A 22,483-nucleotide genomic window follows, 5' to 3' on the forward strand; every position below is an offset into this window, starting at 1 on the left:
GACGTCCATCAGGTCATCGGAGTGCTCGCGGAATTCGCCAAGCTCGAATCCGCGGCCATGGTCGTGCACAACACCGTTCATGTTGACCTCGAATGGACAAGCTTCGCAAGTTTCGAGAGTCCCGCCAACTGCGGCAAGCCGACCTTTGCAAGTCGCTCGGCCGAAGTCAGTGTGGGGATGGGCTTGGGAACCAGCGCTGCGACACCTTCATCCTCACAAGCCTTGAGGGCGGGACCGCCGTAGTAGCCGTGGTCGGCGATGGCCTTCAGTCGTCGCTTGTCCATCGCATCGCGTGCGGCAGGGCGATTGCGCTGAGCTGCCCGTGTTCTCAGCGTGGGCCGCCGCGAGTGCGGCCTAAGCCATCAAGTCAGACGAGCGGCCGGCAGCTTTGCCAGCGCATGCTGCCGTTCACGTCGCACAAACACTTCTGGAATCTCGTGCGGTGCGACAGCACGGCCTACACGCTGGTACTGATGACCCTCGCGACCTTGGCATGGCTACCAGCAGGACTGGGACCGTAGCCAATCAGCGGTAAGCGCCAAGCGCTCGGCTGATCAAGTTGAGCACGTCAAGCGACGGTTTGATGAAGACGACGCCACTCGCAAACCCGCCGTCCGTATTGCTGAAAATGCTGTGCACGACCCGGGCCTGCGTCACCAGCTCGGCCTTAGATCCGGCGACTGGCAGAAAGCACCGAAGCGAAAAGGTCGCACCGGGCGCTATAGGCCCATCGGTAACGATCGCCATTCCACTGATGCTGAAGTTCAGGGTGCGGGCTTCCAGGAGAAGCCCTTCGCCGAACAATAGTTGCGCCTTGGTACGTAGGATTTGGCGGCTAGAGCTACGCCGGTCATCTCGCTCTGTGTTCATGAGTTCGCATTCTGCTGGTATCGCGATCACGGCTAACCTGAGTCAGCGGTGCTGAGGATTGCAGGAGCCCGGCGTGACCAAGCCTGAACATACAGCAGCCTCAGGAAGGCGCTCGAAAGCCCGACAAGGACTTCTCGAGCAAAGCCTCCAGGACCTTCGCCTCCGCTGGCTTGACCAAGTGGTGGTCGAAGCCCGCCTCCGCGGTACGCTGGCGATCTTCGCGTTGACCCCAACCGGTCAACGCAGTGATCACCACACGTTCGAGACCAGGTTGCCGCCGAAGTTGGCGAGCTACCTCGTAGCCATCCATTCCTGGCATGCCGATGTCCAGGAAGATGGCATGCGGCAAAAAGGAGCGTGCCTTCGCGATAGCCGACATGCCGTCATGGGCCATCTCTACCGTGTGGCCCTGCAGGCCCAAGAACATGGTCAGGCTCATCGCGGCGTCCTCGTTGTCGTCGACCACGAGGATGCGATGGCCCGACGAGGTCGTCTCGTACGCCGGCGTTGATTCCAACACTGAGTCCGGTACAACAGCTTGCGAATTCGCCAGTGGCAGCCGAACCGTGAACACCGCGCCTTCTCCGATCCCGCCGCTCGACGCGGCGATCGTCCCGCCGTGCATTTGCACCAAGTTCTTCGCCAGAGTCAAGCCGATACCCAACCCGCCTTGCGCTTTGTTGGAAGCGTGATCCGCCTGCACGAACAGATCGAACACCCTGGCGAGCATTTCCGGCGCAATGCCGATGCCGTTGTCCCGTACTCGCAGCACCACCTCCGCGCCTGCCCTTTCTGCCTCCACCCATATGCGGCCGTTCGACTCGGTGTACTTGGCGGCATTTGTCAGCAGGTTGCCTACGACCTGTGCCATTCGCACCGGGTCCGCTTCCAGTAGCAGTGAATCCTGGGGAATCGACAGGGCCAGTCGATGGCCCTGAGCGGCTATGAGCGGCTGAACCGTCTCGACGGCCCGAGTGATCACGTTGGCAAGCTCGACATACTCCTTGCGAAGTTCGATCTTGCCGCCCATCACACGCGAGACGTCCAGCAGGTCGTCGACGAGGCGCACGAGTTGATGCACCTGCCGTTCCATCATTGCACGGGTCTGGGCGAAGGTGCCCGCGTCCATCCGAGGCATCTTCATGATCTCGAGTCCATTGCGGACCGGAGCGAGCGGGTTGCGAAGCTCGTGCGCCAGCGTGGCCAGAAATTCGTCCTTGCGTCGATCTGCTTCACGCAGGGCTTCTTCCAACAGCTTGCGCTCAGTGATGTCGACCAGGACGCCAGGCATCCGGACAGGCCGACCTGACGCATCGTTCTCCGAGTGGCCACGGGCCGACACCCAGCGCACAGAGCCGTCTGTCTGGACAACGCGATAGTCTTCCTCGTAGAGCTCGTTGTGCGCTATCGCGTGTTCTAGCGCCGTGGTGATCCGCGTGACATCGTCGGGATGGATGGACTGCAGGTACCGGTTCAGCGGGGCTCCGTCAGCTTCGGAGTGCGGAAGGTTGAAAATTTGTGCCAGTTTCCTGTCTGCGTAGAGCCGGTTGTTAGCGATGTCCCAAGTCCAAGTGGCAATCGCACCAGCCTCCAAGGCTGCATCCAGGCGCGCTCGGGCGTCTGCCAGCGCGGCTTCGGCGTGCCAGCGTGCCGTGATGTCCCTTGTGAAGCAGCGGGTGTGAACGAATTGATCGTCCTTCCACCTCACGCTGGAATCGATCAGGACATGCTTGATCGTTCCGTCCTTGCACCGCAACCTTGCGGGCTGCTCAGCCAACCTTTCGCCTGCATTAAGTCTTGCCAGGATGTCGCGGATGAGGTCTTTGTCCGCATGGAACTCGGCAATGTGATGACCGAGATACTCCTCGCGGCTGTAGCCCAGCATTTCCAGCTCGGCGCGGTTGACCCGCAGTACCGTTCCGTCCGGCCCCACCCAATGCAGCCCAACGGTGGCGTTCTCAAAGAACTCGGCGAGTTCTTCCTCGCTGCGCCGCAGGTCTTCCTCTGCGACCTTCCTCTCAATGAACTGGCCGACGTTGCCGGCAGTGGCCCCCATCATTTCCAGCACGTCAGGATCCGGCACGCGGGTGCGCTGTGAGAAGAACTCCAAGACACCCAAGGTCTTCCCTCCGATGACGATCGGACAGGCAAACGCGCTTCGCAGCCCGCCATCCTCGGCCTGTGAGAGCCGCGGAAAGTTGCCATCTGCTGCAAGGTCAGGAACCCAGTCCGGTTTCCCGCTGCCCCACACGCGTCCCGGCAGGCCGACGCCTCTCTCGAATGTCCAGCCGCATGCCTGCGACACGAACGCCCCAGCTGAGCGGTCGGGGCGCGCCCAATGAGCATGGCAACGCAAACGGTCGATGGTGGTATCGGCCAGCCAGAAGCAGCCTGCGTCCCACTTGAGGTTGTCGCAGACAGCCCGCAGGACGCGCTCCGCTCCTTGCTGCACGCTGTCTGACTGGCTCAGGCCATGAGTCACTTCCAGCCGCGCGTTGCGCAGCTGCTCCGCCCGGCGTGACATGGCGGCGTTACGGAACACCATCACGATGCCAATCATGGTGCCGGCCGCATCTTTGATCGGGGATGCAGAGTCGTCGACAGGCGTCTCGGTGCCATCCTTGGCGATGAGTACCGTGCGAGACGCCATGGAGATCACGGCGCCGCCGCGGCGGATCGCATCTACCGGATTCGCGACGGGTATGCGGGAATCTTCGTCAATGACACTAAACACGCTTTCCAACGGCCGGCCTCGTGCGTCCGCGGCGCTCCAGCCAGTCAGGGCTTCGGCGACGGCGTTCACGAAGGTCACGCGGCCGTCGATGTCGGTGGTAATGACACCATCACCGATGCTCGCCAGCGTTACCTGCAGCCATTGCCGCTGTTCATCGACGCGGTCTTCGGCCTGCCGGCGTTGGATGACGATCGCGGTCTGATTCGCCCCGACGCTCAGCATCAGCCGATCCTGATCGGTCGGGAACCCTTCACTCCTGGAGCCGGCGATCAGCACCCCGTGGTCCACACCGATACCGAAGCGAGTCATTGCCGTGCGAAGCATCCCGGCGCCAAAGGGGTCGCGGATCGTTGGCGGCACCTCGCCGTGGCCGGCGTCGAGCGCGTCCATGAGTAGCGCCTGGGCCTCCTTTTCGTCTCCGCCGCCGCGGGACTGCCTGCCGCGAACCACTTCGACGAAACCCGGCTGTGCCACATCGCCCAGCCGCACGTATACCAAGTCGAGCGACAGCGTGTTCAGCAGTACATCGCCGAGGCTGCGAGCGATCGCCTCCCGGCTTTGCCCGCTCCAAATGGCGGGCAGCGTGGAAAGCGCGACCAGATCGCGCATCGCGCGCCGCAGGCGGCGGTTCTCCTCAAGCACCGCCGAAGATCGGTCCGCGGGCAAGTTCTGCGCGGTTTGCGCAGACTTGACGCTCACCCGGGGACCTTTTCCGATGCTTTTTCGGATGCTCGTTCCGCAAGTTCCTTCAGCATCTCTTCAGGCGGAACGTAGAACGGGTTTTCCTGCAGGATTCCGCCGATGATGACCATGGGATGCGTGCGCATGATGTCCATAACGACGCTCGCATCGAAACGGGACAGGTCATAGGTGCAAACGACCGGATCGTGATACTCCGGCAGCACATGGTTCAGCCGCGTCTCGTACTCGACGATGTCGTGCACGCCGGGCAGGTCTTCGAGCGCCCATTCCATGTTGGCCACCAGGCGTGTCAGCTTGCCGGGCTGCTTCTTGGCCGGGTCCAATGCGTCCTTGATCGTCTCGATCATCCGATACTGATCGAAGTGGTCGTCCTTGATGTAGGCCTCGTCCCAGCGGCGGACCTCGAGTTGGCCCTCGTCTTCGGCCTGGGCTACGTTGATTCCCTCCTGCTCCAGGCGACGCAGGTGGTCGGGGCGGTGCTTCGTGTCCACCACGTGGAAGGCACGGTCGCCCCGCTCGAAGCCGTCCTTGATGAAAGGCATCAACACCCTGTACTCCTCCTCCTTCGAATGGAAGAAGGCACAGACATGGCAAGAGCGGCCCAATACCGATCCTGCGAGTCGCACAGGTTGCGTCAATTCGTCCATGTCTATCTCCTTGGCAGTCTCAAAAGGGTTCAGTTGGCGCAGTCAGGCCGCTTCGCGTCGAAGCCGCAACCAATGTTTTGGGGAGGTTGGTATCCGTGCCATTTCCCATCGTGGCGTCGCGGACAAAGGCTGCCCGACGATGGGCAGATTAAGGATGACTGAATCAAGCATCGAGTCAGCCGCTCGCGGGAAGCTAAGCGAACCGGAAGCAAGCTCTTCGCCGGTATTTGCGCGCGTCGAATTTACCGGTTCAAGAGATGAATCCGGAAAATCTTGGCTGGACAAAGCGCGATCCCTCGCCAATACCCCACCAAGCAAATCTCGCGCCGAGGCCGTCGGTCGGCGTCGCTCCGACGTCGACCACCGTTCGAGGCGGCCCGGTTCGCACCTGCTTTGGCCGGCTACCCGGTCGTGGCATTGGTCGACATATACGCCGCGGCCGCGGTCTCTGAGCGGCGGTGGGATATTGGCTCGTATCCCGGCAGACCCCAAGGCCGCTCAACGGCCGCGGTACTCGAGCGTCAGATACGCGGTCCGTCGAATCTCACTGGCGCTCGCCGGTGCGTTGAACTCGACGTGAGCTGGATCGAAAGCATTGCGCACCAGAAGGGACGCGGTCCAGTCGGTGTCAAACTGCCTTGCCACGCGCAGGTCGGACGCTGTGTAGGCCGGAACGGCGGGCTGGGGCAACCGAGCCACGCGACGTAATTGCAGGTCCAGCTGGAACCCTCCTGGCAAGTCGGCGTTGGAACGGATTGACCACTGTGAGTGGGGATCGTTGCCAAGGTCCGTCGGTGAGTTGGGCGCTGTTCCGGGTTGCGCAGTAAATGACTTCCGCAGCGAGCTCCAGCCCAAGGCCACTCGCCAGTTCTGGGTCAGCTGGACCGTGTGCCACGCCTCCGCGCCACTTACATGGCCGTCGATGCGGTTCTCGATAAAGCTGCTTCCCGGCGTTCCTCCGCGCAGCTTGCGATATTCGCCTGAAAACACGGTGACCGCGAGGTTGCCGAAGGTTGTTTGGCCTCGATAGCCCACCTCGGCGATGGTGCCAATTTCCGAATCGAACGCAGGCCCGCCCTTGATGGAGAAGGGTGGCTTCCCCGGGAAGTAGAAATCCCTGTCAAGGCGCGAAGGCGCCCGCACAGCACGCGACAGGGACGCCCAGAGCACCTGCTCCGAGGAGATGTCGTAGGCAGCCCGAAGAGTGGGCAGCCATTCCCAGCCGGTGTAGACGTTGCGCTCGGCCTTGATGCCGGCAGTCACACGAAGTGCCGTGGCGGCTCGCCACTCGTCTTGCACGAACAGGTTGGTCCAAGCCAGAGAGCGGTCTGCGGGGGCGAACACAACCAACGGGTTGTTGCGGGTATCGCTGTACGCCTGCCGGTAGCCCGCCCCCCAAAGCACCTGGTGGTCGCTGCCGACGGCAGACCCTGCGCTGAGCTGCACATCGACGGTTCGGGTGGCCTCGTAGAACAACACGGCGTCCTTTCGCGAAGCTCGATCAAAGTAGGCCTGCAGTTGCCAGTTCGACCCATCAGCATGCCGCTGTTGCCACCTGCCCAGCAGATTTCCGCCGGCCAGCACGGGCGCGAGGTTGCTGACGCCGGAATGCCCTCCTTGATACGCGTCGGCTTGCACGGTCGCCCGCACGGCGTTGTCGTCCCAGTCGAACCTGAAGCCGGCCTGCCGGCGGGAAGTTGCGTCCGGCCGCGCCATGCCGTCCTGCCGCTGCGTGTTGTCGTCGCGCTGGGTTGTCGCGTAAAGCCGGTATGTCGCAGTCTCGCCGGTCCGACCGCCCCATCGGATGAACGCCTGATTCATGTCCTTGGATCCGCCAGCTACTTTTGCCGCTAGGCCCTGCGTTTGGCTGCTGGAACGGGTCACCACATTGATGACGCCATTGACTGCATTCGCGCCCCATAGGGTCCCACCCGGCCCGCTCACGACTTCGATGCGCTCCACGTCCTCCAGGGGCACCAGCTGTTCGTCCCAAAAAACTCCGGCGAAGAGCGGTGAGTACACCGTGCGGCCGTCCACCATCACGAGCAGCTTGTTGCCGATGGCATTGTTGAAGCCTCGCGCGCTGATGGCGTACTGGGTCGCGTTGAGCCGCGAGACCTCGAGATTGGGCGCCAGCCGCAAGGCCTCCGGGAGACTCGCTGCCGTCGAGCGACGAATGTCTTCTCCCGTGATGACATACAGCGACGCCGCTGCGCTTTGCAGCGTCGCTGGACGACCCGTCACAAGCGTGACCTCGACGTTGGCCAACTGCTCCAACGACAAGTCCATCAGTTGAGCGCTCGATGATGGCGCCACCGCGAACGCAACCTGTGGCGCGTGGGCCAAGCATGTCAGCAAAGACAGGGTCAGCAGAGTTTTCATTGTGTTGTGCTGGCAGTGGTGGCGTCGAGCAGGGCCAGGATGGCCAGGCTTGATGCGGGCTTGACCAAGTGCTCGTCGAACCCCGCGTCCGAGGCAGCTTGACGGTCCGAAGGCTGTCCCCAGCCTGTCACCGCGACGAGACGGATGCTTGACGTAAGAGGGTCGGCCTTTAACGCCCTGGCCAGCTCGTAGCCGTTCAGTCCTGGCATGCCGATGTCCAACACAGCCAGGGCCGGTGCGCGGCTGCGCAGAGCCGTCAGCGCCGCGATACCGTCGTTGACGACCTGCGTTGCGCAGCCTTCATATTCGAGCAGTGCCGCCAGGGAGGAGGCGTAGTCGACGTTGTCGTCAGCAATGAGTACCAGACCGCGAAAGCCCGCCGCGCCGCCACGAGCGAGCGCCTGCGGCGGCGGCGCTGTCGCCGAGGCATCCGCGCCACGAGGAAGGTCCACGATGAAGCTGGCACCACGGCTTTCCCCCTCGCTGCGCAAGATGATGTCGCCGCCATGCAGGCGCGTCAGCTGCCGCGCAAGCGTCAGTCCGATGCCGAGCCCTGTGTTGCCTCGCTCGAGCCTTTGATCGCCTTGCGCGAAAAGCTCAAAGACGCGTGATTGCAGCGCTTGCGGAACGCCGATGCCTGTGTCCTTTATTTCAAGCTGCACCCGCGCCTCGTCGCAATCGAGGCTAAGGACCACTTCGCCGCCTGTCGGGGTATATCGCAAGGCGTTATTGAGCAGGTTGTTCATCACCTGGGACAGCCGAACGGCGTCGCCAGACACCATGCATGGCCTGTCCGGCAGGTGGACGGCGAAGTGCAGCCCCCGTTGCGACGCCATCGGCGCGAAAGCGTCGGCCGCCGAGCGGGCCAGGACCGCCAGGTCAAGCGGCTCCTTGGTGAGCTGCAGCTTGCCCGTGGTGATGCGCGAGACGTCCAGCAGGTCGTCAATCAACCGCGTCATGTGCTTGAGCTGTCGCTCCAGAATTTGTAGGGACTTGCTCGCGATCTGCGGGTCGCTGGCTCGCGTCTGCATGAGTGCAACGGCGTTGACCATCGGCGCCAGCGGGTTGCGCAGCTCGTGCCCAAGGGTGGCCAAGAACTCGTCCTTGGCACGGTGCGCATCGCGAAGCGCGTCCTCGGCGCGCTGCCGCTCGATCATTTCGTGCCGCAGTTCCTGGGTGCTGCTCTGAACCTCTGACAGCAGGCGATTGAAGGCGGCGAGCAGCGCGAAAGCGTCGGCGTTGTCCGCTTGCTCAGTCACCCGCAGCGACCAATCGCGCTGGGATGTCGCCTGCGCCGCGACTTCGCCCACACGAAGAAGGGGACCCGTGATGGACTTCTGCAGGCGACGAAACACCACGAAGGCTGCCGACAGCGCAATGACCGTCACGATGGCCTCGATTGCGGCATAGTGCAGCAGTCGGCCCCACAAGTCATGCTCGGCTTCAGCTACGACCCAGCCGAGGCTCGTGCCGTCCTGCATCACCGGATACACCATGATCAGGTGCGAGCCTGCGAACCGGTGCTTTGGCTCGTCCCCGCGCAGCAACTGCGCGTCGGGAGCGGGGCCGAACCCAGCAAAACGCTGACCGTCGGCCCTCAGCACTTCTGCCGCCAAGACGCGTGGGCGCTGCCGCAGCAACTCAACGTTTTCCTGAGCAGTACGAGGATCATCGAACGAAAGTGCCGCCGCCACGGACCTGGCCACAAGCTCCGCTTGTGTCGACAGGTCCTCCACCAAGGCGTTGCGAACGGTCAGCCCCTCGAACGCAAGCAGTGACGCGGCGCTGAGCAGCAACGCGCACAAGGTGGTCGCAAATACCGTTCGGTTGAGGCGGGACTGAAGTGAAGGGAGGCTCATGGTGCACTTGCCCCTTCTACCCGCGCCGCTACGGCGAGCAGACGCGCGCTCAGCTTCACGCCATGCCGTGCGGCGTTATCGGGAGCAGCCTCAAAGCGGATACGTCCGCCCGACTCGACGAACCGGAGGGCGGCACCCTCCGCAAGCCCCGATGGTTGCTCGGAGACGATGAGCGTTCCGTCCGTGCGCACTCGGCCAACCGCAGCTGGCAGCCCCCTGACCGCAGCTCCGAAGAACACGAGCTGGGCGGCGCCGACCGCTTCGTCTTTAGAACCACGCAACACCCTCACTGGCCGCCCCATGATCTTTGCGCTCCTGCTCAGTTCTTCGAGCGCATGCAGGACATCGTCAGCTTCAACCACCACGATGACGAAGGTGGCCTCCTGAGCTGCCGAGGCGGGCCATTCCACGAAGCTCGGAAGCTTCAGCAAGTAGACGGCTTTCAGGTCTGCCGACGTGGCCTTGATGTTCTGCGCCGGTGCCCCAAGACATACACAGCACAGCAGTAAAACGGCACAGCCCTGGCGCAGGCAGCCGAAGGCCGCATGCAACCATGTGGGAGACGTTCTACAGGCTTGCAACGCTCGCTTCTCCTTGCTGTCAGCAGCGGTTGGCGACGGCACAGTTTCGCCCCAACCGCACGCTGTTTCGCGCGTGTCCGGCGTCCGGCATTCTGGACGATGTCAGCCTCGACTACGTTAAGAACGGCCGGATTTTTAGGGACTCCGCGGTCTCATCGCGCCGCGACTAGACTTCCGTCCGCGCTGCGGGAGCGCCAGGGTCGCGGTCAACATCAGCGCTCGGGAATAGCTGCTGCCATCGGCCGCGACGCCAGATATTCGCTATGCCTGCCGGTGTTGATGCAATGTGAAAACGGGAAGCCAAGTGCCTCAGTTCAGCCAGTCGCGCGTTGAGACCCTTAAGTGGCTGAAGGCCGTCGTCATTGGCTCGGCGGTCCTCCCACTGTTGGTCTTCTTTGGCGGCGTGTACTACCTGCGCGGCCAGGCGAACTCCAACGCTGCCTCGCTCATCGAACGGGCGGCGCGGGTCAGCGAGGAACATGCCCTGAAGGTCTTCGAGACCAACGGAGCCATCCTCAGCCGCGTCTCCGATCTGCTGGGGGACGACTCAAACGAAAAACTTCGCGAACGAGAAGCAGTTCTTCATGCGCATCTTCGGCGCATGACCAAAGGTCTGCCGCAGATGCAGGGCGTCTTCGTCATTGACTCAACGGGGCGGATGCTTGCGACGGATCGGCGGTTCCCTGCGCCGCGTGACATCGACTTCAGTGACCGCCCGAGCTTCTCGCATCACCGGGACGATGGTCCCCAACCGTACATCAGCGAGTTGCTGACCAGCCGAACCACCGGTGAGCCCTTCTTTGACATGAGTGTGCGCAGAGCAAGAGCCGATGGAGGCTTTGGCGGCACCCTCTCTGCCAGTCTTCTGCCCAGCTACTTCGCTGAGTTCTACCGCGAGCTGAGCGGAAACGATCCGCATCTGAAGATCGCTTTGGTGCGAGCCGACGGCGCGGTCCTCGCGCGTTGGCCTGTCCTGCCCAAACCTGCTGACGCACCCGGAGCATCAGCGTCGCGCGTTCGCATCGAGCCAGGCGCTGATGCGGTCGCGCGCGCGGTCAGGGCTCAGCTTCCTGACGGACAGCATGGCCTGCTCGCATCACGCTCATTGGATGGTTTCCCGATGTATGTCGCGGCGTGGATGGATAACGAAGCGATCCAGGCTACCTGGTTGAAGCAATCGGCGCTTCTGACGGTGCTGATGGTGCCCGTGACTGTCGGCTTGGTGTTCAGCGCGGGAATCGCACTCTCGAAGACGAGACGGTCCCTGGAGGCTGCGGAGGAACTCAGAGCTGAGGTACGGCAGCGTCAGCAGGTAGAGGAGACCCTCAGACAGGCACAGAAGCTGGAAGCGATGGGACGGCTTACTGGTGGCGTCGCACACGATTTCAACAACCTGCTCATGATCGTCAGCAACAACCTCTTCCTCGTCGCACGACAGAACCCACACCTTCAGGGCAGCCGTGCATTGACCGCGATGGAGCGGGCGGTGGCCTCTGGCGCGAAATTGACGCGCCAGCTCTTGTCGTTTTCGCGACGGCAGCCTTTCAGGCCGGAAAGCATCCGCCTCCAAGAGACGCTGCCACAGGTTCTTGACCTCATCCGCCCCGCGGTAGGCTCGTCGATCGCGGTGACCGGACAAACCGCGCCGAACACGGCGACCATCGAGGTGGACACGGCAGAGTTTGAGCTCGCCCTTCTGAACCTCGCCATCAATGCTAAGGACGCCATGCCGGGCGGCGGCAAGCTGAACATCGACGCCGGCAATGCGTTGCCAGCCGAAGTGCCCTCCGACGTCTCCGGAGCAATTGTCAGAGTCACTGTCAGCGACGGTGGACAAGGCATCGACGCTGAGCATCTGACGCGCGTGTTCGAGCCCTTCTTTACGACGAAGCCGCCTGGTCATGGCACCGGGCTTGGTCTCAGCCAGGTATATGGCTTCTGTCAGCGGGCGGGCGGCACGGCCCGCATAGAGAGCCGTGTGGGTATGGGGACGCAAGTGCACCTCTACCTGCCGGCTCGCAGTCAAACGGCGCCTGCTGCCGATGTTGCCGCAGCCCCGGCGTCGGAGCGCCTGGAGCTTCGCGTGCTTCTGGCAGAGGACAACGCAGACGTGGCCGGCGCCACCGTCGCAGTGCTTGAAATGATGGGATGTCAGGTTCGACACGCCGGGAGCGGTGACCAAGCTAAGCAGTTTCTCGAGGTGCGTGAAGAGCGGTACGACCTGCTTCTGAGCGACATCGTGATGCCAGGTGATATGGACGGCCTTGCACTCGCGCGACATGTTCGTGCTGCTTTTCCTGACCTACCCGTGGTTCTGATGAGCGGCTACTCCGAGTCCGCTGCCGATGCCGCGAAGTTTGGATTGGACGTCGTGCCGAAACCTTGCGCTCCCGAGGTGCTTGCTTCGGTCATTAGGAAGGCCATCGCTGGAAGACCTGCGAGTTCTTAACGCGTGGGGATCGCCGGCGCTAACGAGACGGAAGTCGCGAGGCCGCGCGTGTAGGAGGTCAGCCTCACCTTCCAAGGACCATCGAGGCGGGCGATGGTCGATCCGCGCTCGATGTCCTCAGCCTCATGCGTGTCGATCTGCTGTTCACCGACGTCGTCTTGCCTGGCGGCATGACGGNATCGAGGCGGGCGATGGTCGATCCGCGCTCGATGTCCTCAGCCTCATGCGTGTCGATCTGCTGTTCACCGACGTCGTCTTGCCTGGCGGCATGACGGGTGAAGATTTGGCGGCGAAGGCCAAGGAGCTATACACGGATATCAGGGTCTTGTTCACCACAGGTTATGCACGCAACGCCATCGTCCACCAAGGGCGGTTGGATCCCGGCGTTCGATTGATCACCAAGCCGTTCACCTTCGAAGACCTGGCTACCAAGATCGAAGAAGCACTGGGCAAGTGAGGAATCCCGCCGAGTCCTGGGCAGCGTCTATGGTCAGTGAATCGCCTGCATGCGGTAGACAACTTCAAGTTTCTAACTGACGCTCCAGACGAAGCGGTCGTCATGGGGAGCCGCAGAAGCCGCGTCTCAGCTTTGCTCTACGCGCTGGGCGCACCTACTGCACCACCATCCGTTAGCAAATGGTCACCCAAGACCGAAGGGGAGAAGTCGGCCGCGCCGGCAGGCTTGCGTCCTTCGGTCCAGGCCAGGAGCGTCTCGGCAGCCATGGGTCGGGCCAGGAAATATCCCTGCAGTTCGTCGCAGTGCAGTGCGAGCAGGATGTCGCGCTGCCCCTGGGTTTCCACGCCTTCGGCGACGACGCGAAGCCCCAGTTCATGGGCGAGCTGGATGACTGCGCTGACGATCGCCCTGGCGTCGGTACTGGCCTCGATGTCGGCGACGAAGCTGCGATCAATTTTGAGTTGGCGGGCGGGCAGCTGACGCAAATAGCTGAGGCTGGAATAGCCAGTGCCGAAATCGTCGATGGAGAGAAATACGCCGATCTGGGCCAACTCGGAGAAGGCACGCTGGGTGCTCTTGAGGTCTTCCATTGCGATGGATTCGGTGATCTCGCAGAGCAGTTGGGAAGGGTCGAGCAGGTTCCTGGACAAAGCCGCCCCGATCCGTGCCGCCAGATCCTCTTCACGCAGCTGATGCACGGACAGGTTGATCGCCACGCGCATGTGCAGGCCGATCTCCGCCCAGGCGTGCATCTGCCGGCAGGCCTCGTCGATGACCCAGTTGCCGAGGCTGTTGATGGCGCACCCGCTCTGCCAGTGGTACAGGCCCAGCTGACCAGCCCGCCGNCGGCATGCTGCAGACGCTTGAGCATGAGATCGCCGAGCCCGATCCGTGCCGCCAGATCCTCTTCACGCAGCTGATGCACGGACAGGTTGATCGCCACGCGCATGTGCAGGCCGATCTCCGCCCAGGCGTGCATCTGCCGGCAGGCCTCGTCGATGACCCAGTTGCCGAGGCTGTTGATGAGGCCGAAGCGCTCGGCGATGGGGATGAACAGGCCCGGACTCAGCAGGCCGCGCTCGGGATGGTTCCAGCGGATCAGGGCCTCGACGCCGCGGATCTGCCCATGCAGGCCATCGATCTTGGGTTGGTAGTGGAGTTGCAGTTGCCCTTGCTCGATGGCCAGGCGCAGGTCGATCAGCAGGTTGAGCTGCTCTTGCGCGCCTTCGTCCATATGCGTCTCGTACAGCGCATAGGTGCCGCCGCCGGCGCGTTTGGCGGTGTACATCGCGGCGTCGGCGTGCATGACCAGCTTGTCCCCGTCGCCGTGGTCGGGGTAGGCGGCGATGCCGACCGATCCGGACAGGACAACCCGCCGGCCACCGACCTCAAGAGGGACCGACAGCGCCGCGATCAGGCGGCCGGCCAGGCTGACGCAGTCCGCCAGGCTGCTGACGTCCTCCATCAGCAGCACGAACTCGTCGCCGCCAATGCGAGCCACGGTGTCGGCGTCGCGCGCCGCGACCCTCAGACGCGCGGCGACCTCTTTGAGCACCGCGTCGCCGGCAGCATGGCCGAGCGAGTCGTTGACCGGCTTGAAGCCGTCAAGGTCGACGAACAGCACGGCCACCTTGCCGGCATTGCGCTCCGAGATCTGTTCCCCGGCGCGCGCATGACGCTGAAGCGCATGCGCCAGACGGTCCTCGAACAGCATGCGGTTGGGCAGGCCGGTGAGCGCGTCCTGGAACGCTCGTCGCCGCAACTCCTCGTTGGCCGTCTCCAGCTTCACGTTCGCGACCTTCAGCGAGCTGCGCATGCGGGCGTCGAGCGTCGACGTGAACAAGGTCATCGCCAGCAGGGCGATGGACGACAGCGACACCATCATTCCCAACTGGGGGCCCGCCAGCGCGTCCGCGCTCAGGCAGACCGTGCCGGCCGGGAAGTTCGCCGCGGCCATGCCCGTGTAGTGCATGCCGCATATCGCGATGCCCATCACGAGCGCCGCGAGGGGCTGAAAAATCATGCCACGCCGCTCCTCCAGCTTGCGCAGCCAGAAGAAGATCAGCAACGCTGCCGCCGATGCGCCAACGGCGATCAGCGCCGATGCCGCTACCAACAGCGGATTCCAGATGATGCCGGGCACCATGTCGAGCGCGGCCATGCCGGTGTAGTGCATCGCGCAGATGCCCAACCCCATTGCGGCGGCACCTCCGCCCAGGCGGGGCCAGGTGAGCTCGCCTTGGCTTGCGACGTACAGCGCCATGGCTGAAACGGCCACTCCGGCGACCCACGATGCCACAGTCAGCCCCGCGGTGTAGCCCAGTGCGATTGGCAGAGAAAAGGCAAGCATGCCGACGAAGTGCATGCACCAGATGCCGGTGCCCATTGCCAGGGAGCCTCCGAGCCACCAACTCATCGCAACGCCGCGGTCGCGCGTGCGAACGCGTTTGGCCAGATCGAGTGCGACGTAGGACGCAAAGCTAGCGATCAGCAACGAAGCTGCAACGACCCAAGGTGCGTAGCTTGAGGGCAGGTATCGCATGGCGAAGTGTCGGCTCCCGAACCTAGACACTGAACTGACCAGAGAGTCCACCAGGCTCTCGACTGCCGCTGACTCTACTCCGCTCGGCCATGAACTGCACCGGCATCCGCAGACGCATGTCGGTCAGATTGTGGGGAGAGGCGGTTCAGATTTTCTTTGGTGTGCTCATGGACCTAAGCCAGCTTGGCGTGAAAATCACACGGCTCCGGCCGACCCACTATTCGAGCCAGCCTTGTGCAACCGGCCAGACTTCGCCGCTGACGTGGAGTGCGCCGGTGCCGTCCAGGCGTACGTGGAGTCTGCTGGGTCGATTGGCGAAGCGCCCCTGTGCGATCTCCAGCGGCAGCAGGGGGTCGACTAGGCGCCGGTGGAATAGGAAGGCGGCGGCAGGACCTGCGGCACTGCCTGTCGCCACGTCCTCCACGCGGCCCAGGTTGTCCCATGTTCGGATCTCAGGGCGGTCGACATCGAGCACGAGGACGAACTTGGCGCCCACGGCAGCTAGCAGAGCCTCGAGCTCGGTGCCCAAAACCGACGCGCGAGCTAGGGCTTCGCGCGTGACTGGGAGCACCAGGTACGCGAGCCCTGTGGAGATCACACGCGCACCAAGCGCTGGAGTCAGATCTCGTGATGACAAGCCGAGCGCCGCAAGAATCGGTCGCAGCAACTCCGGATCCGGTTCATCCCGGATTTCGGCCCGCCCCTGGTTCATCTCCGCGAGGAAGTGGCCATCACGCTGTTCCGTGCGGACAGGGACATCGCCAGATGGCAGCCTCAAGGTCCAAGATGCCGAGTTCTGTGTTGGTGCATGAACGCGATGCAGCACGGCGGCAGCGCCGAGCACGGGATGTCCGGCGAAGGGCAACTCCTCCTCCACGGTGAACACGCGGGCGCGGGCGCCGACTGGCGTGACCTCGGACAGGAAGATGGACTCGAAGTGCTTCATCTCCCGTGTGAGTTCGAGCATGCGGTCGGCGCTCCATCGCTCAGTTTCCAGGAACACGGTCAGGCTGTTCCCGGTCAGGGGCGCGGTGGCGAAAACATCGACATGGAAATAGCGCGTTGTCTTCATGGGGGACCAGCGACGTTGAGTGATTCGGGAGATGCGTCAGCGTGTGCGATTACGCGTCGTTTGGCCGGTTTCCGGGCTGCGCCTGGCTATCGCGGGCGCCAACCGGAACGATCGACGCCGCAACGAGATCAACCTCGACGGTGGCGTTCTTGGGCAGTCTGTAAGCACCGAGGGAGGTCCGTGTTTGGACGCCAACCGGCCCCATCACGGCGTACAGCAGCTCGGAGGCACCGTCGGCGACCTCGCTGTGCTGCGTGAAGTCCTGGGCGCATTGGATGATCACGGTCATCCGCATCACGGACTGGACCTGGCTCAGAGATCCCAGCGAGGCCTTCAGCAGCGAGAGCGCCCTGAGGATGCAGATCTTCGCCGCCCACTGCGCCTGAGCCACCGTGACGTCTGACCCCGCGCGGCCGGTCACCGCGATCGTGTCGCCGACCCGGGGAATCTCGCCGCTCACGTAGATCGCCTCGCCGTGGCGGACGACGGGAACATAGTTGCCGCCGATCTTGAGTTCGCCGCCGTTGGGAAACCTCAGTGACACCGCAGCGCGGGCGAATTCGATGTCTCTGTCCGTGAGGTGTCATCTCGTCGCAACGTCGGTTGGAGGTCCTGTGTTGCCCATCATGGAATCGATCACTGCGCGCGCCCAGGGGGTGCGGATTGCAACTGAAACGAGTCCGACGGTGTTTGACATCGACTGCGGCGGCTCGCCTGATCGAATGCAGTTGTCGTCTAGATGCTCGGTTTGACGAGCATCGTGGACGCTGCACCACAACCCTTGATCCCGACATCACCATGCTCAAGCTTCGACCCAATTGCGAGTGCTGTGACCGCGACCTCCCCGCTGAAAGCAAAGACGCCGTGATCTGCAGCTTCGAATGCACCTTCTGCACGGGCTGTGCGACACAACGGCTGGGGCTCCGCTGTCCCAATTGCGGTGGCGACTTGGCGCCCCGGCCCACACGCGTCGGTGCCGCCCTGGGGCGCCACCCGGCCTCCACCGAGCGCGTCAGCAAGCCGTCGGGTTGCGATTGAGCCGCAGAGCTCTTCGGCGCTACTTGGATGGTGCCTCAGCGGCTCGCTGGTTCCGGCGCAGGTTCTGACGGGCGAGCCGCAGGCGGTCCTCGGCCATTTGTTGACGGGCGATGCGGTCCTCCTCGTCGGCATCGGCCGCCGCATGCATCGCCTCGGCGCGCGACCTGGCCTCGCGGCGCTCCCGGGCACTGAGGCGGGTCTGGGCGGCCTGCGCCTCACGACTAATCGCCCAGTCGGCCTCCGTATAGCGTCCACGGCCCGTGCGGCACTGTCGGGCGCGGCGCACTTCATCCTGCATGAACTGACGCTCCTCGTCACCGAAGGTTGTCGAGTTGCCGCGAGTTTCCATGGCGCGGATCTCGCTGTCGCCGGGACAGACATTGGCAGCTCGACCCACGGGGGCCGAGGCCGGCTCGATGGCAGGCGCCACCGCCGCGCGAGCTGCGCCGGGCCGCAATCCGTCGGCCACGTTCGGCTGCAGACTTCGCGCCGACAAAGGTTCGCTGGCCCCTGAACAGGGTCGATCGGCGTAGCGCACCTGTCCGGCCTCATCGCACTTCCAGACCTGTTGACCCCAGGCGCTGCCCTGCGACAGCCACAGGCCCAGGCAAACCGTGGACCACAAGCTCGAACGGCCCCTCACCGCTCAGCTCCCCATGCCGGGATGGGTGGGTGGAAGCTCGCCCGGATCGTGCTCGTCCTGCTCAACACGAACATTGAATCCTTCCGTTGCTTGCGGCGCCTCGAAGTACGAGGAGATGTGGACGAACTCGGCCTCCGTCAAGGCATGCGAACCTTCCGGACGCTCGATGTTGCGCTTGGCGATGCGCTGCAGGCAGACTGGATCTGGCGTCTCGAGGAAGTGCAGCACATGCTCGGCCTGGGTCTGCGCGAGCAGGGCGCTGAACCAGGCCCGACCAGCCCTGGTGTTGGCCTGGAAGTCCAGCACGACGGACTGGCCGGCGTTCAGCAGGTCGACGGTGAGCGGGCCGATCACGGACTTCAGCTTCCCGGACAGCCTGATGTAGTCATCGAACGTCTTCAGCTCATCACCGTAGAGCCGGGAGAGCCAGACGTCCTCGGACAGCAGCACCAATCGGTCTGCCTGGGCCAGCCTTGCGGCGACGGTCGACTTGCCGGCGCCTGCCTTGCCACAGAAAAAATGAAGGGTCGTCATTGCAGTTTGCTCCGCACGAAAAGCATGGCGAGGGTGAGTGTGACGGCGGCGATGCAGGCCATGGGCCAAGCGTTGGCCAGCAGATCGGCCACGGGCATGCTCTTGAGGAAGCTGCCGCGCAGAATGATCAACAGGTGCTTCAGCGGCAGTGCTTCGGCCATCCAGCGCAGGACCTGCGGCATGTTCTCGACCGGCGTCGCGAAGCCGGACATCAGCACCGCCGGCACGCCCACCGCAAACGTGCCCAGGATGGCCTGCTGTTGAGTCGAGCAGACCGACGAGATCATCAGCCCGGTGCCGACCATGGACAGGATGAACAGCAGCAGACAGGCGAACATCAAAAGGATCGATCCGGTGAACGGGATGCGAAAACCCCAGACCGCCGCCGCCACCATCGCGAGGGACAGACCGGTGCCCACCAGGAAGGCGGGCACCATCTTGGCAATGACGATCTCCGCGGGCGTGCAAGGCGACACCAGCAACTGGTCGAAGGTACCGAGCTCGCGTTCCCGCGCAATCGACAGCGCGGTGATCAGCAGCGTGATGAAGGTGACCAGGATGCCGACCAGGCTGGGCACGATGAACCAGCGGTAGACCAGGTTGGGATTGAACCCATGCCGCAATGCGACCGGCTCTACCGGCGCCAGCCCGGCCAGGGTTGCGCCGCTGCGTGTTGCGATGGCCTGCAGATAGCCCAGCGCCACCTGCGTCGCATTGGCCCGGCGACCGTCCAGCAGCACCTGGGCCGTGGCGATGTGCCCGGCGGCCTGTTCGCGCGAGAAGCCTTCAGGAATGACGAGCGCGGCGACAACCTGCTGGCGGTCCAGCAGCGCCGCGATCTGTGCTTCGCTCTGTGCGGCGTGGATGCTGCGCACCAGCTGCGAGGCGGCCAGCTGCTGCACCAGCTCCTGCCCGGCGCGCCCGCCGTCACGGTTATAGACGGCGATGTCGATCTGCTTGACCTCCAGTGTCGCTGCGAAGGCGAAGACCAAGAGCTGCATCAGCGGCGGGACGATCAGCACCATGCGGCTTTTCGGGTCTCGCAGCACGCACAGCAGCTCCTTGATGATCTGGGCGCGCATCCGGGCCAGAACGGCGCCGACATGACCTTGATGGGTAGACATCACGACACCTCCAGGCTCTTGCGCGTCTTGGCGCAAGCGACGGCGAAGAAGAACAATCCAATCGCGGCCATGGCCGCCAGTTGGCGCAGCAGCAAAGGCCAGACATCACCAGCCAGGAAGAGGGTCTGCAGGGCCGCGTTGAAGTAGCGGGCCGGCACCAGTCGTGTGAGCCATTGGATGGGCTCGGGCATGGAGGAGATCTCGAACAAAAAACCTGACAGCAGCAGCGCCGGCAGGAAGCCGGTGAGCAGGGCCACCTGCGCCGCGACGAACTGGTTCTTGGTCACGGCCGAGATCAGCAAGCCCTGGCCCAGGGCAGGAACCAGGAAGACAGCAGAGGTCAGCATCAGGGCGGCCCACGAGCCGCGCAGCGGCACGCCGAACAGGGTCACGCTCAGCCCGGCGCCGATCAGCGTCGCCAGCAGGCCCAGGCCGAAGTAGGGCAGCAGCTTGCCGACCAGGATCTCGACGACACTGGCCGGCGTCGACAGCAGGCCCTCCATCGTGCCGCGCTCCCACTCGCGCGCCACGACCAGCGCGGTCAGCAGCGTTCCGATCATCGTCATCACGATGGCGAGGGCGCCGGGCACCAGGGCGCGGCGGCTCTCCAGCTCGGCGTTGAACCAGAAGCGTGGCACCAAGCGGATGTCGCCGGGCGCCGCTAGCCCTCGTTCGACCAGCCAGTTGCTGACCACGCCCTGCGCGTAGTTGCCGACAAAGGCCGCCGTGTTGGGCTGCGACCCGTCGGTCATGACCTCGACCAGCGGCTCACGGCCCGCCTGCAACAGTCGGCGATCCAGGTTGGCCGGAATCACGACGTATCCGCGGATGCGCCCACTGACCAGCGCGGCCTGCAGTTCCCGGCTGTCGCGCGCCGGCACGACACTGAAGAACCGGCTGCCCGAAAATGCCGTGGCCAGCTCCTGCGCGGCCCGTGAGTCGCTCTCCAGCGCGATGCCCACGGGGATCCGGCGAATGTCCAGCGACACCGCATACGCGAACAGGAAGAGCAGCACCACGGGCAGGACGAAGGCGACGAGCAGCGTGGAAGGGTCACGCAGGACCTGCAGGCCTTCCTTGACGACCAGGGCGTAGAGGCGGGTGGGGTTCATGCGCTGGCCTTTCGGTCTTGTTCATCGAAGCGGTTGATCAGGTCGATGAAGGCCTCTTCCATGGTCGGCTGGTGCGCGTCATCCTTCGCAACGCGGCGCTTGAGCGCATCGGGCGTGTCCAGCGCGATCAGCTGCGAGCGGTACATCAGCGCGACGCGGTCGCAGTACTCGGCCTCGTCCATGAAGTGGGTGGTGACCATGACGGTGACGCCCTTGCGCACCAGGCCGTTGATGTGCGTCCAGAACTCGCGCCGCGTGATCGGGTCGACGCCAGAGGTCGGCTCGTCGAGGAACAGCACGGGCGGGCGGTGCATCAGCGCACAGGCCAGCGCCAGGCGCTGCTTGTGGCCGAGCGACAGCGAATCGGGCGCGGTGTCAAGAAAGCGCTGCAGCTCGAACGCCTCGACCATCTCGTCGATGCGCTCGCGCCTGAGCGATCCCGTCAGCCCGTAGACGCCCGCCGAGAACTCCAGGTTCTGGCGCACGGACAGCAGGCCGTAGAGCGAGAACTTCTGTGCCATGTAGCCGAGGCGGTTCTTGGCGGCGCTGGCCGCCTGCGCCAGGTCGAGACCGACAACGCGGGCGCTGCCGCTGCTGGGCTTGAGCAGGCCACACAGCATCTTGAACGTCGTGGACTTGCCGGCCCCGTTGGGACCCAGCAGCCCGAAGATCTCGCCCTGCCGGACTTCGAAGCTGACTCGATCCGTCGCGGTGAACTCGCCAAAGCGCCGGGTCAGGTCCTGGCAGGCGACGACGACTGGGCTGTCGAGCTGCACAGCCTCCATGCGTTCGGCAATGGCCGAGCGCCCGCCCGGGCCTCCGCCGAGCAGATCGACGAAGGCATCCTCGAAGCGCGGCGCGACCTGGCGCAGATGGGCGCCCTGCATCACTTCGGCATCTTGCAAGCCCTTCTGTGCCGCACCTTCCCGCAGCACCAGGCGCAGGGCCTGGCCGTGGATCACGCCGTCGCTGACTTCGGGCCGGGCCAGCAGATCGGCCAGCAGCTGGCGCCGGTCGCGACCCGCGGGCGGGTCAACCAGCACGCTGCGGTTGGCCAGAGTTGCGGTCAGCGCAGCGGGCGGCCCGTCGAATGCCAGACGGCCGCCGTCGAGCAGCAGCACCTGCTCGCACTGCTCGGCTTCGTCCAGGTAGGCGGTGGACCAGACGACGGCCATGCCTTCGCCGGTGAGCGCATCCACCATGCGCCAAAGGTCCTGCCGGCTCACCGGGTCCACGCCAACGCCCGGCTCGTCCAGCAGCAGCACCTGGGGCCGCGCCATCAGCGCACAGGCCAAGCCCAGCTTCTGCTTCATGCCACCGGACAACTTGCCGGCCAGACGCGCAGTGAACGGCCCGAGCCGCGTGAACGCCAGCAGCTGCTCGAACACCTGCGGCATCTGTGCGGGCGGGAGCGAACGCAGCCGGGCGTACAGGCGCAGGTTCTCCATCACGGACAAATCTTCGTAGAGCCCGAAGCGCTGCGGCATGTAGCCGGTGAGCAGCGGGATCTCGGCAGTGTCGCGCCGCGTGTCGCGGCCCATCACGGTGATGCGGCCTTCGTCGGGCTGCAGCAGCCCGGCCATCAAACGCATCAGCGTGGTCTTGCCTGCGCCGTCCGGCCCGACCAGCCCGGTCAGGCGGCCGGGGCGAATGGCCGCGCTCAGCCCCTGCAGCGCGGCCGTATCGCCGAAGCGCTTGACCACACCGTCAATCACCACACTCGGGGCGTCGTGCATG

17 protein-coding genes and 1 pseudogene are annotated in these 22,483 nt (G+C 64.2%); 3 read left to right on the forward strand and 15 right to left on the reverse strand.

Annotated elements, in window-relative coordinates:
- Positions 1–525 precede the first annotated feature (525 nt).
- The 6 genes from ASC95_RS19890 to ASC95_RS19915 form a co-directional block, all read right to left on the reverse strand.
- Positions 526–870, reverse strand: a complete 345-nt coding sequence (locus ASC95_RS19890; RefSeq protein ID WP_057299424.1) for a PilZ domain-containing protein — start codon at positions 868–870, stop codon at positions 526–528.
- 100 nt (positions 871–970) lie between these two features.
- Positions 971–4,303: a PAS domain S-box protein gene (locus tag ASC95_RS19895; protein WP_057299425.1), complete on the reverse strand. Its 3,333-nt coding sequence runs from the start codon at positions 4,301–4,303 to the stop codon at positions 971–973.
- Entirely contained in the window at positions 4,300–4,953 is a 654-nt protein-coding gene (locus ASC95_RS19900; RefSeq protein ID WP_082567944.1) for an MEDS domain-containing protein, read from the reverse strand. The genes ASC95_RS19895 and ASC95_RS19900 overlap by 4 nt, the downstream gene beginning before the upstream one ends.
- Positions 4,954–5,451: 498 nt before the next feature.
- On the reverse strand, positions 5,452–7,335 hold the full coding sequence (locus ASC95_RS19905) for a TonB-dependent siderophore receptor (RefSeq protein WP_082567945.1): 1,884 nt from the start codon (positions 7,333–7,335) through the stop codon (positions 5,452–5,454).
- Complete coding sequence (locus ASC95_RS19910) at positions 7,332–9,194, reverse strand: ATP-binding protein (protein ID WP_057299428.1); 1,863 nt, start codon at positions 9,192–9,194, stop codon at positions 7,332–7,334. The genes ASC95_RS19905 and ASC95_RS19910 overlap by 4 nt, the downstream gene beginning before the upstream one ends.
- Positions 9,191–9,745, reverse strand: coding sequence for a YfiR family protein (locus ASC95_RS19915; protein ID WP_057299429.1), 555 nt, complete (start codon positions 9,743–9,745; stop codon positions 9,191–9,193). Before ASC95_RS19915 ends, ASC95_RS19910 begins: the two co-directional genes overlap by 4 nt.
- Before the next feature lie 334 nt (positions 9,746–10,079).
- Here ASC95_RS19915 and ASC95_RS19925 point away from each other — a divergent pair, with 334 nt between their 5' ends.
- Both ASC95_RS19925 and ASC95_RS32570 read left to right on the forward strand, forming a co-directional pair.
- A complete protein-coding gene (locus tag ASC95_RS19925; RefSeq protein ID WP_057299431.1) occupies positions 10,080–12,224 on the forward strand; it encodes a hybrid sensor histidine kinase/response regulator in 2,145 nt (714 codons plus the stop codon).
- Positions 12,225–12,402: 178 nt separating this feature from the next.
- The gene (locus tag ASC95_RS32570; RefSeq protein WP_369820625.1) at positions 12,403–12,681 is read left to right on the forward strand and encodes a response regulator; all 279 of its coding nucleotides are present in this window, start codon (positions 12,403–12,405) and stop codon (positions 12,679–12,681) included.
- A 137-nt stretch (positions 12,682–12,818) separates the two neighbouring features.
- Here the strand turns inward: ASC95_RS32570 and ASC95_RS19935 are convergent.
- The 4 genes and pseudogenes from ASC95_RS19935 to ASC95_RS19950 form a co-directional block, all read right to left on the reverse strand.
- On the reverse strand, positions 12,819–13,526 hold a 708-nt coding region (locus ASC95_RS19935), incomplete at its 5' end, for an EAL domain-containing protein (protein ID WP_157256426.1).
- 1 nt (position 13,527) lies between these two features.
- Positions 13,528–15,223 (reverse strand): annotated as a pseudogene (locus ASC95_RS30110) (putative bifunctional diguanylate cyclase/phosphodiesterase); the annotation flags it as partial.
- Positions 15,224–15,440: 217 nt separating this feature from the next.
- On the reverse strand, positions 15,441–16,295 hold the full coding sequence (locus ASC95_RS19945; protein WP_057299434.1) for a PhzF family phenazine biosynthesis protein: 855 nt from the start codon (positions 16,293–16,295) through the stop codon (positions 15,441–15,443).
- A gap of 49 nt (positions 16,296–16,344) precedes the next feature.
- Complete coding sequence (locus ASC95_RS19950; protein WP_235537980.1) at positions 16,345–16,839, reverse strand: RidA family protein; 495 nt, start codon at positions 16,837–16,839, stop codon at positions 16,345–16,347.
- 254 nt (positions 16,840–17,093) lie between these two features.
- Between ASC95_RS19950 and ASC95_RS30115 the strand changes: the two genes are divergently transcribed.
- On the forward strand, positions 17,094–17,333 hold the full coding sequence (locus ASC95_RS30115; protein WP_082567949.1) for a DUF1272 domain-containing protein: 240 nt from the start codon (positions 17,094–17,096) through the stop codon (positions 17,331–17,333).
- Positions 17,334–17,352: 19 nt separating this feature from the next.
- On the opposite strand, the gene ASC95_RS19955 is transcribed toward ASC95_RS30115, so the two are convergent.
- Genes ASC95_RS19955 through ASC95_RS19975 form a run of 5 tightly spaced genes read right to left on the reverse strand, consistent with a single transcriptional unit; the run spans position 17,353 to position 22,482 of the window.
- On the reverse strand, positions 17,353–17,958 hold the full coding sequence (locus ASC95_RS19955) for a DUF4124 domain-containing protein (RefSeq protein WP_235537981.1): 606 nt from the start codon (positions 17,956–17,958) through the stop codon (positions 17,353–17,355).
- Between the two features lie 21 nt (positions 17,959–17,979).
- On the reverse strand, positions 17,980–18,510 hold the full coding sequence (locus ASC95_RS19960) for an ATP-binding protein (RefSeq protein ID WP_057299437.1): 531 nt from the start codon (positions 18,508–18,510) through the stop codon (positions 17,980–17,982).
- Complete coding sequence (locus tag ASC95_RS19965) at positions 18,507–19,634, reverse strand: ABC transporter permease (RefSeq protein WP_057299438.1); 1,128 nt, start codon at positions 19,632–19,634, stop codon at positions 18,507–18,509. Before ASC95_RS19965 ends, ASC95_RS19960 begins: the two co-directional genes overlap by 4 nt.
- Complete coding sequence (locus tag ASC95_RS19970; RefSeq protein WP_057299439.1) at positions 19,634–20,746, reverse strand: ABC transporter permease; 1,113 nt, start codon at positions 20,744–20,746, stop codon at positions 19,634–19,636. The genes ASC95_RS19965 and ASC95_RS19970 overlap by 1 nt, the downstream gene beginning before the upstream one ends.
- Complete coding sequence (locus ASC95_RS19975; RefSeq protein WP_235537982.1) at positions 20,743–22,482, reverse strand: ATP-binding cassette domain-containing protein; 1,740 nt, start codon at positions 22,480–22,482, stop codon at positions 20,743–20,745. Before ASC95_RS19975 ends, ASC95_RS19970 begins: the two co-directional genes overlap by 4 nt.
- Position 22,483: the final 1 nt, after the last annotated feature.

Origin of the sequence: Pelomonas sp. Root1217 (assembly GCF_001425705.1) — a bacterium.
Lineage (GTDB): Bacteria > Pseudomonadota > Gammaproteobacteria > Burkholderiales > Burkholderiaceae_C > Pelomonas.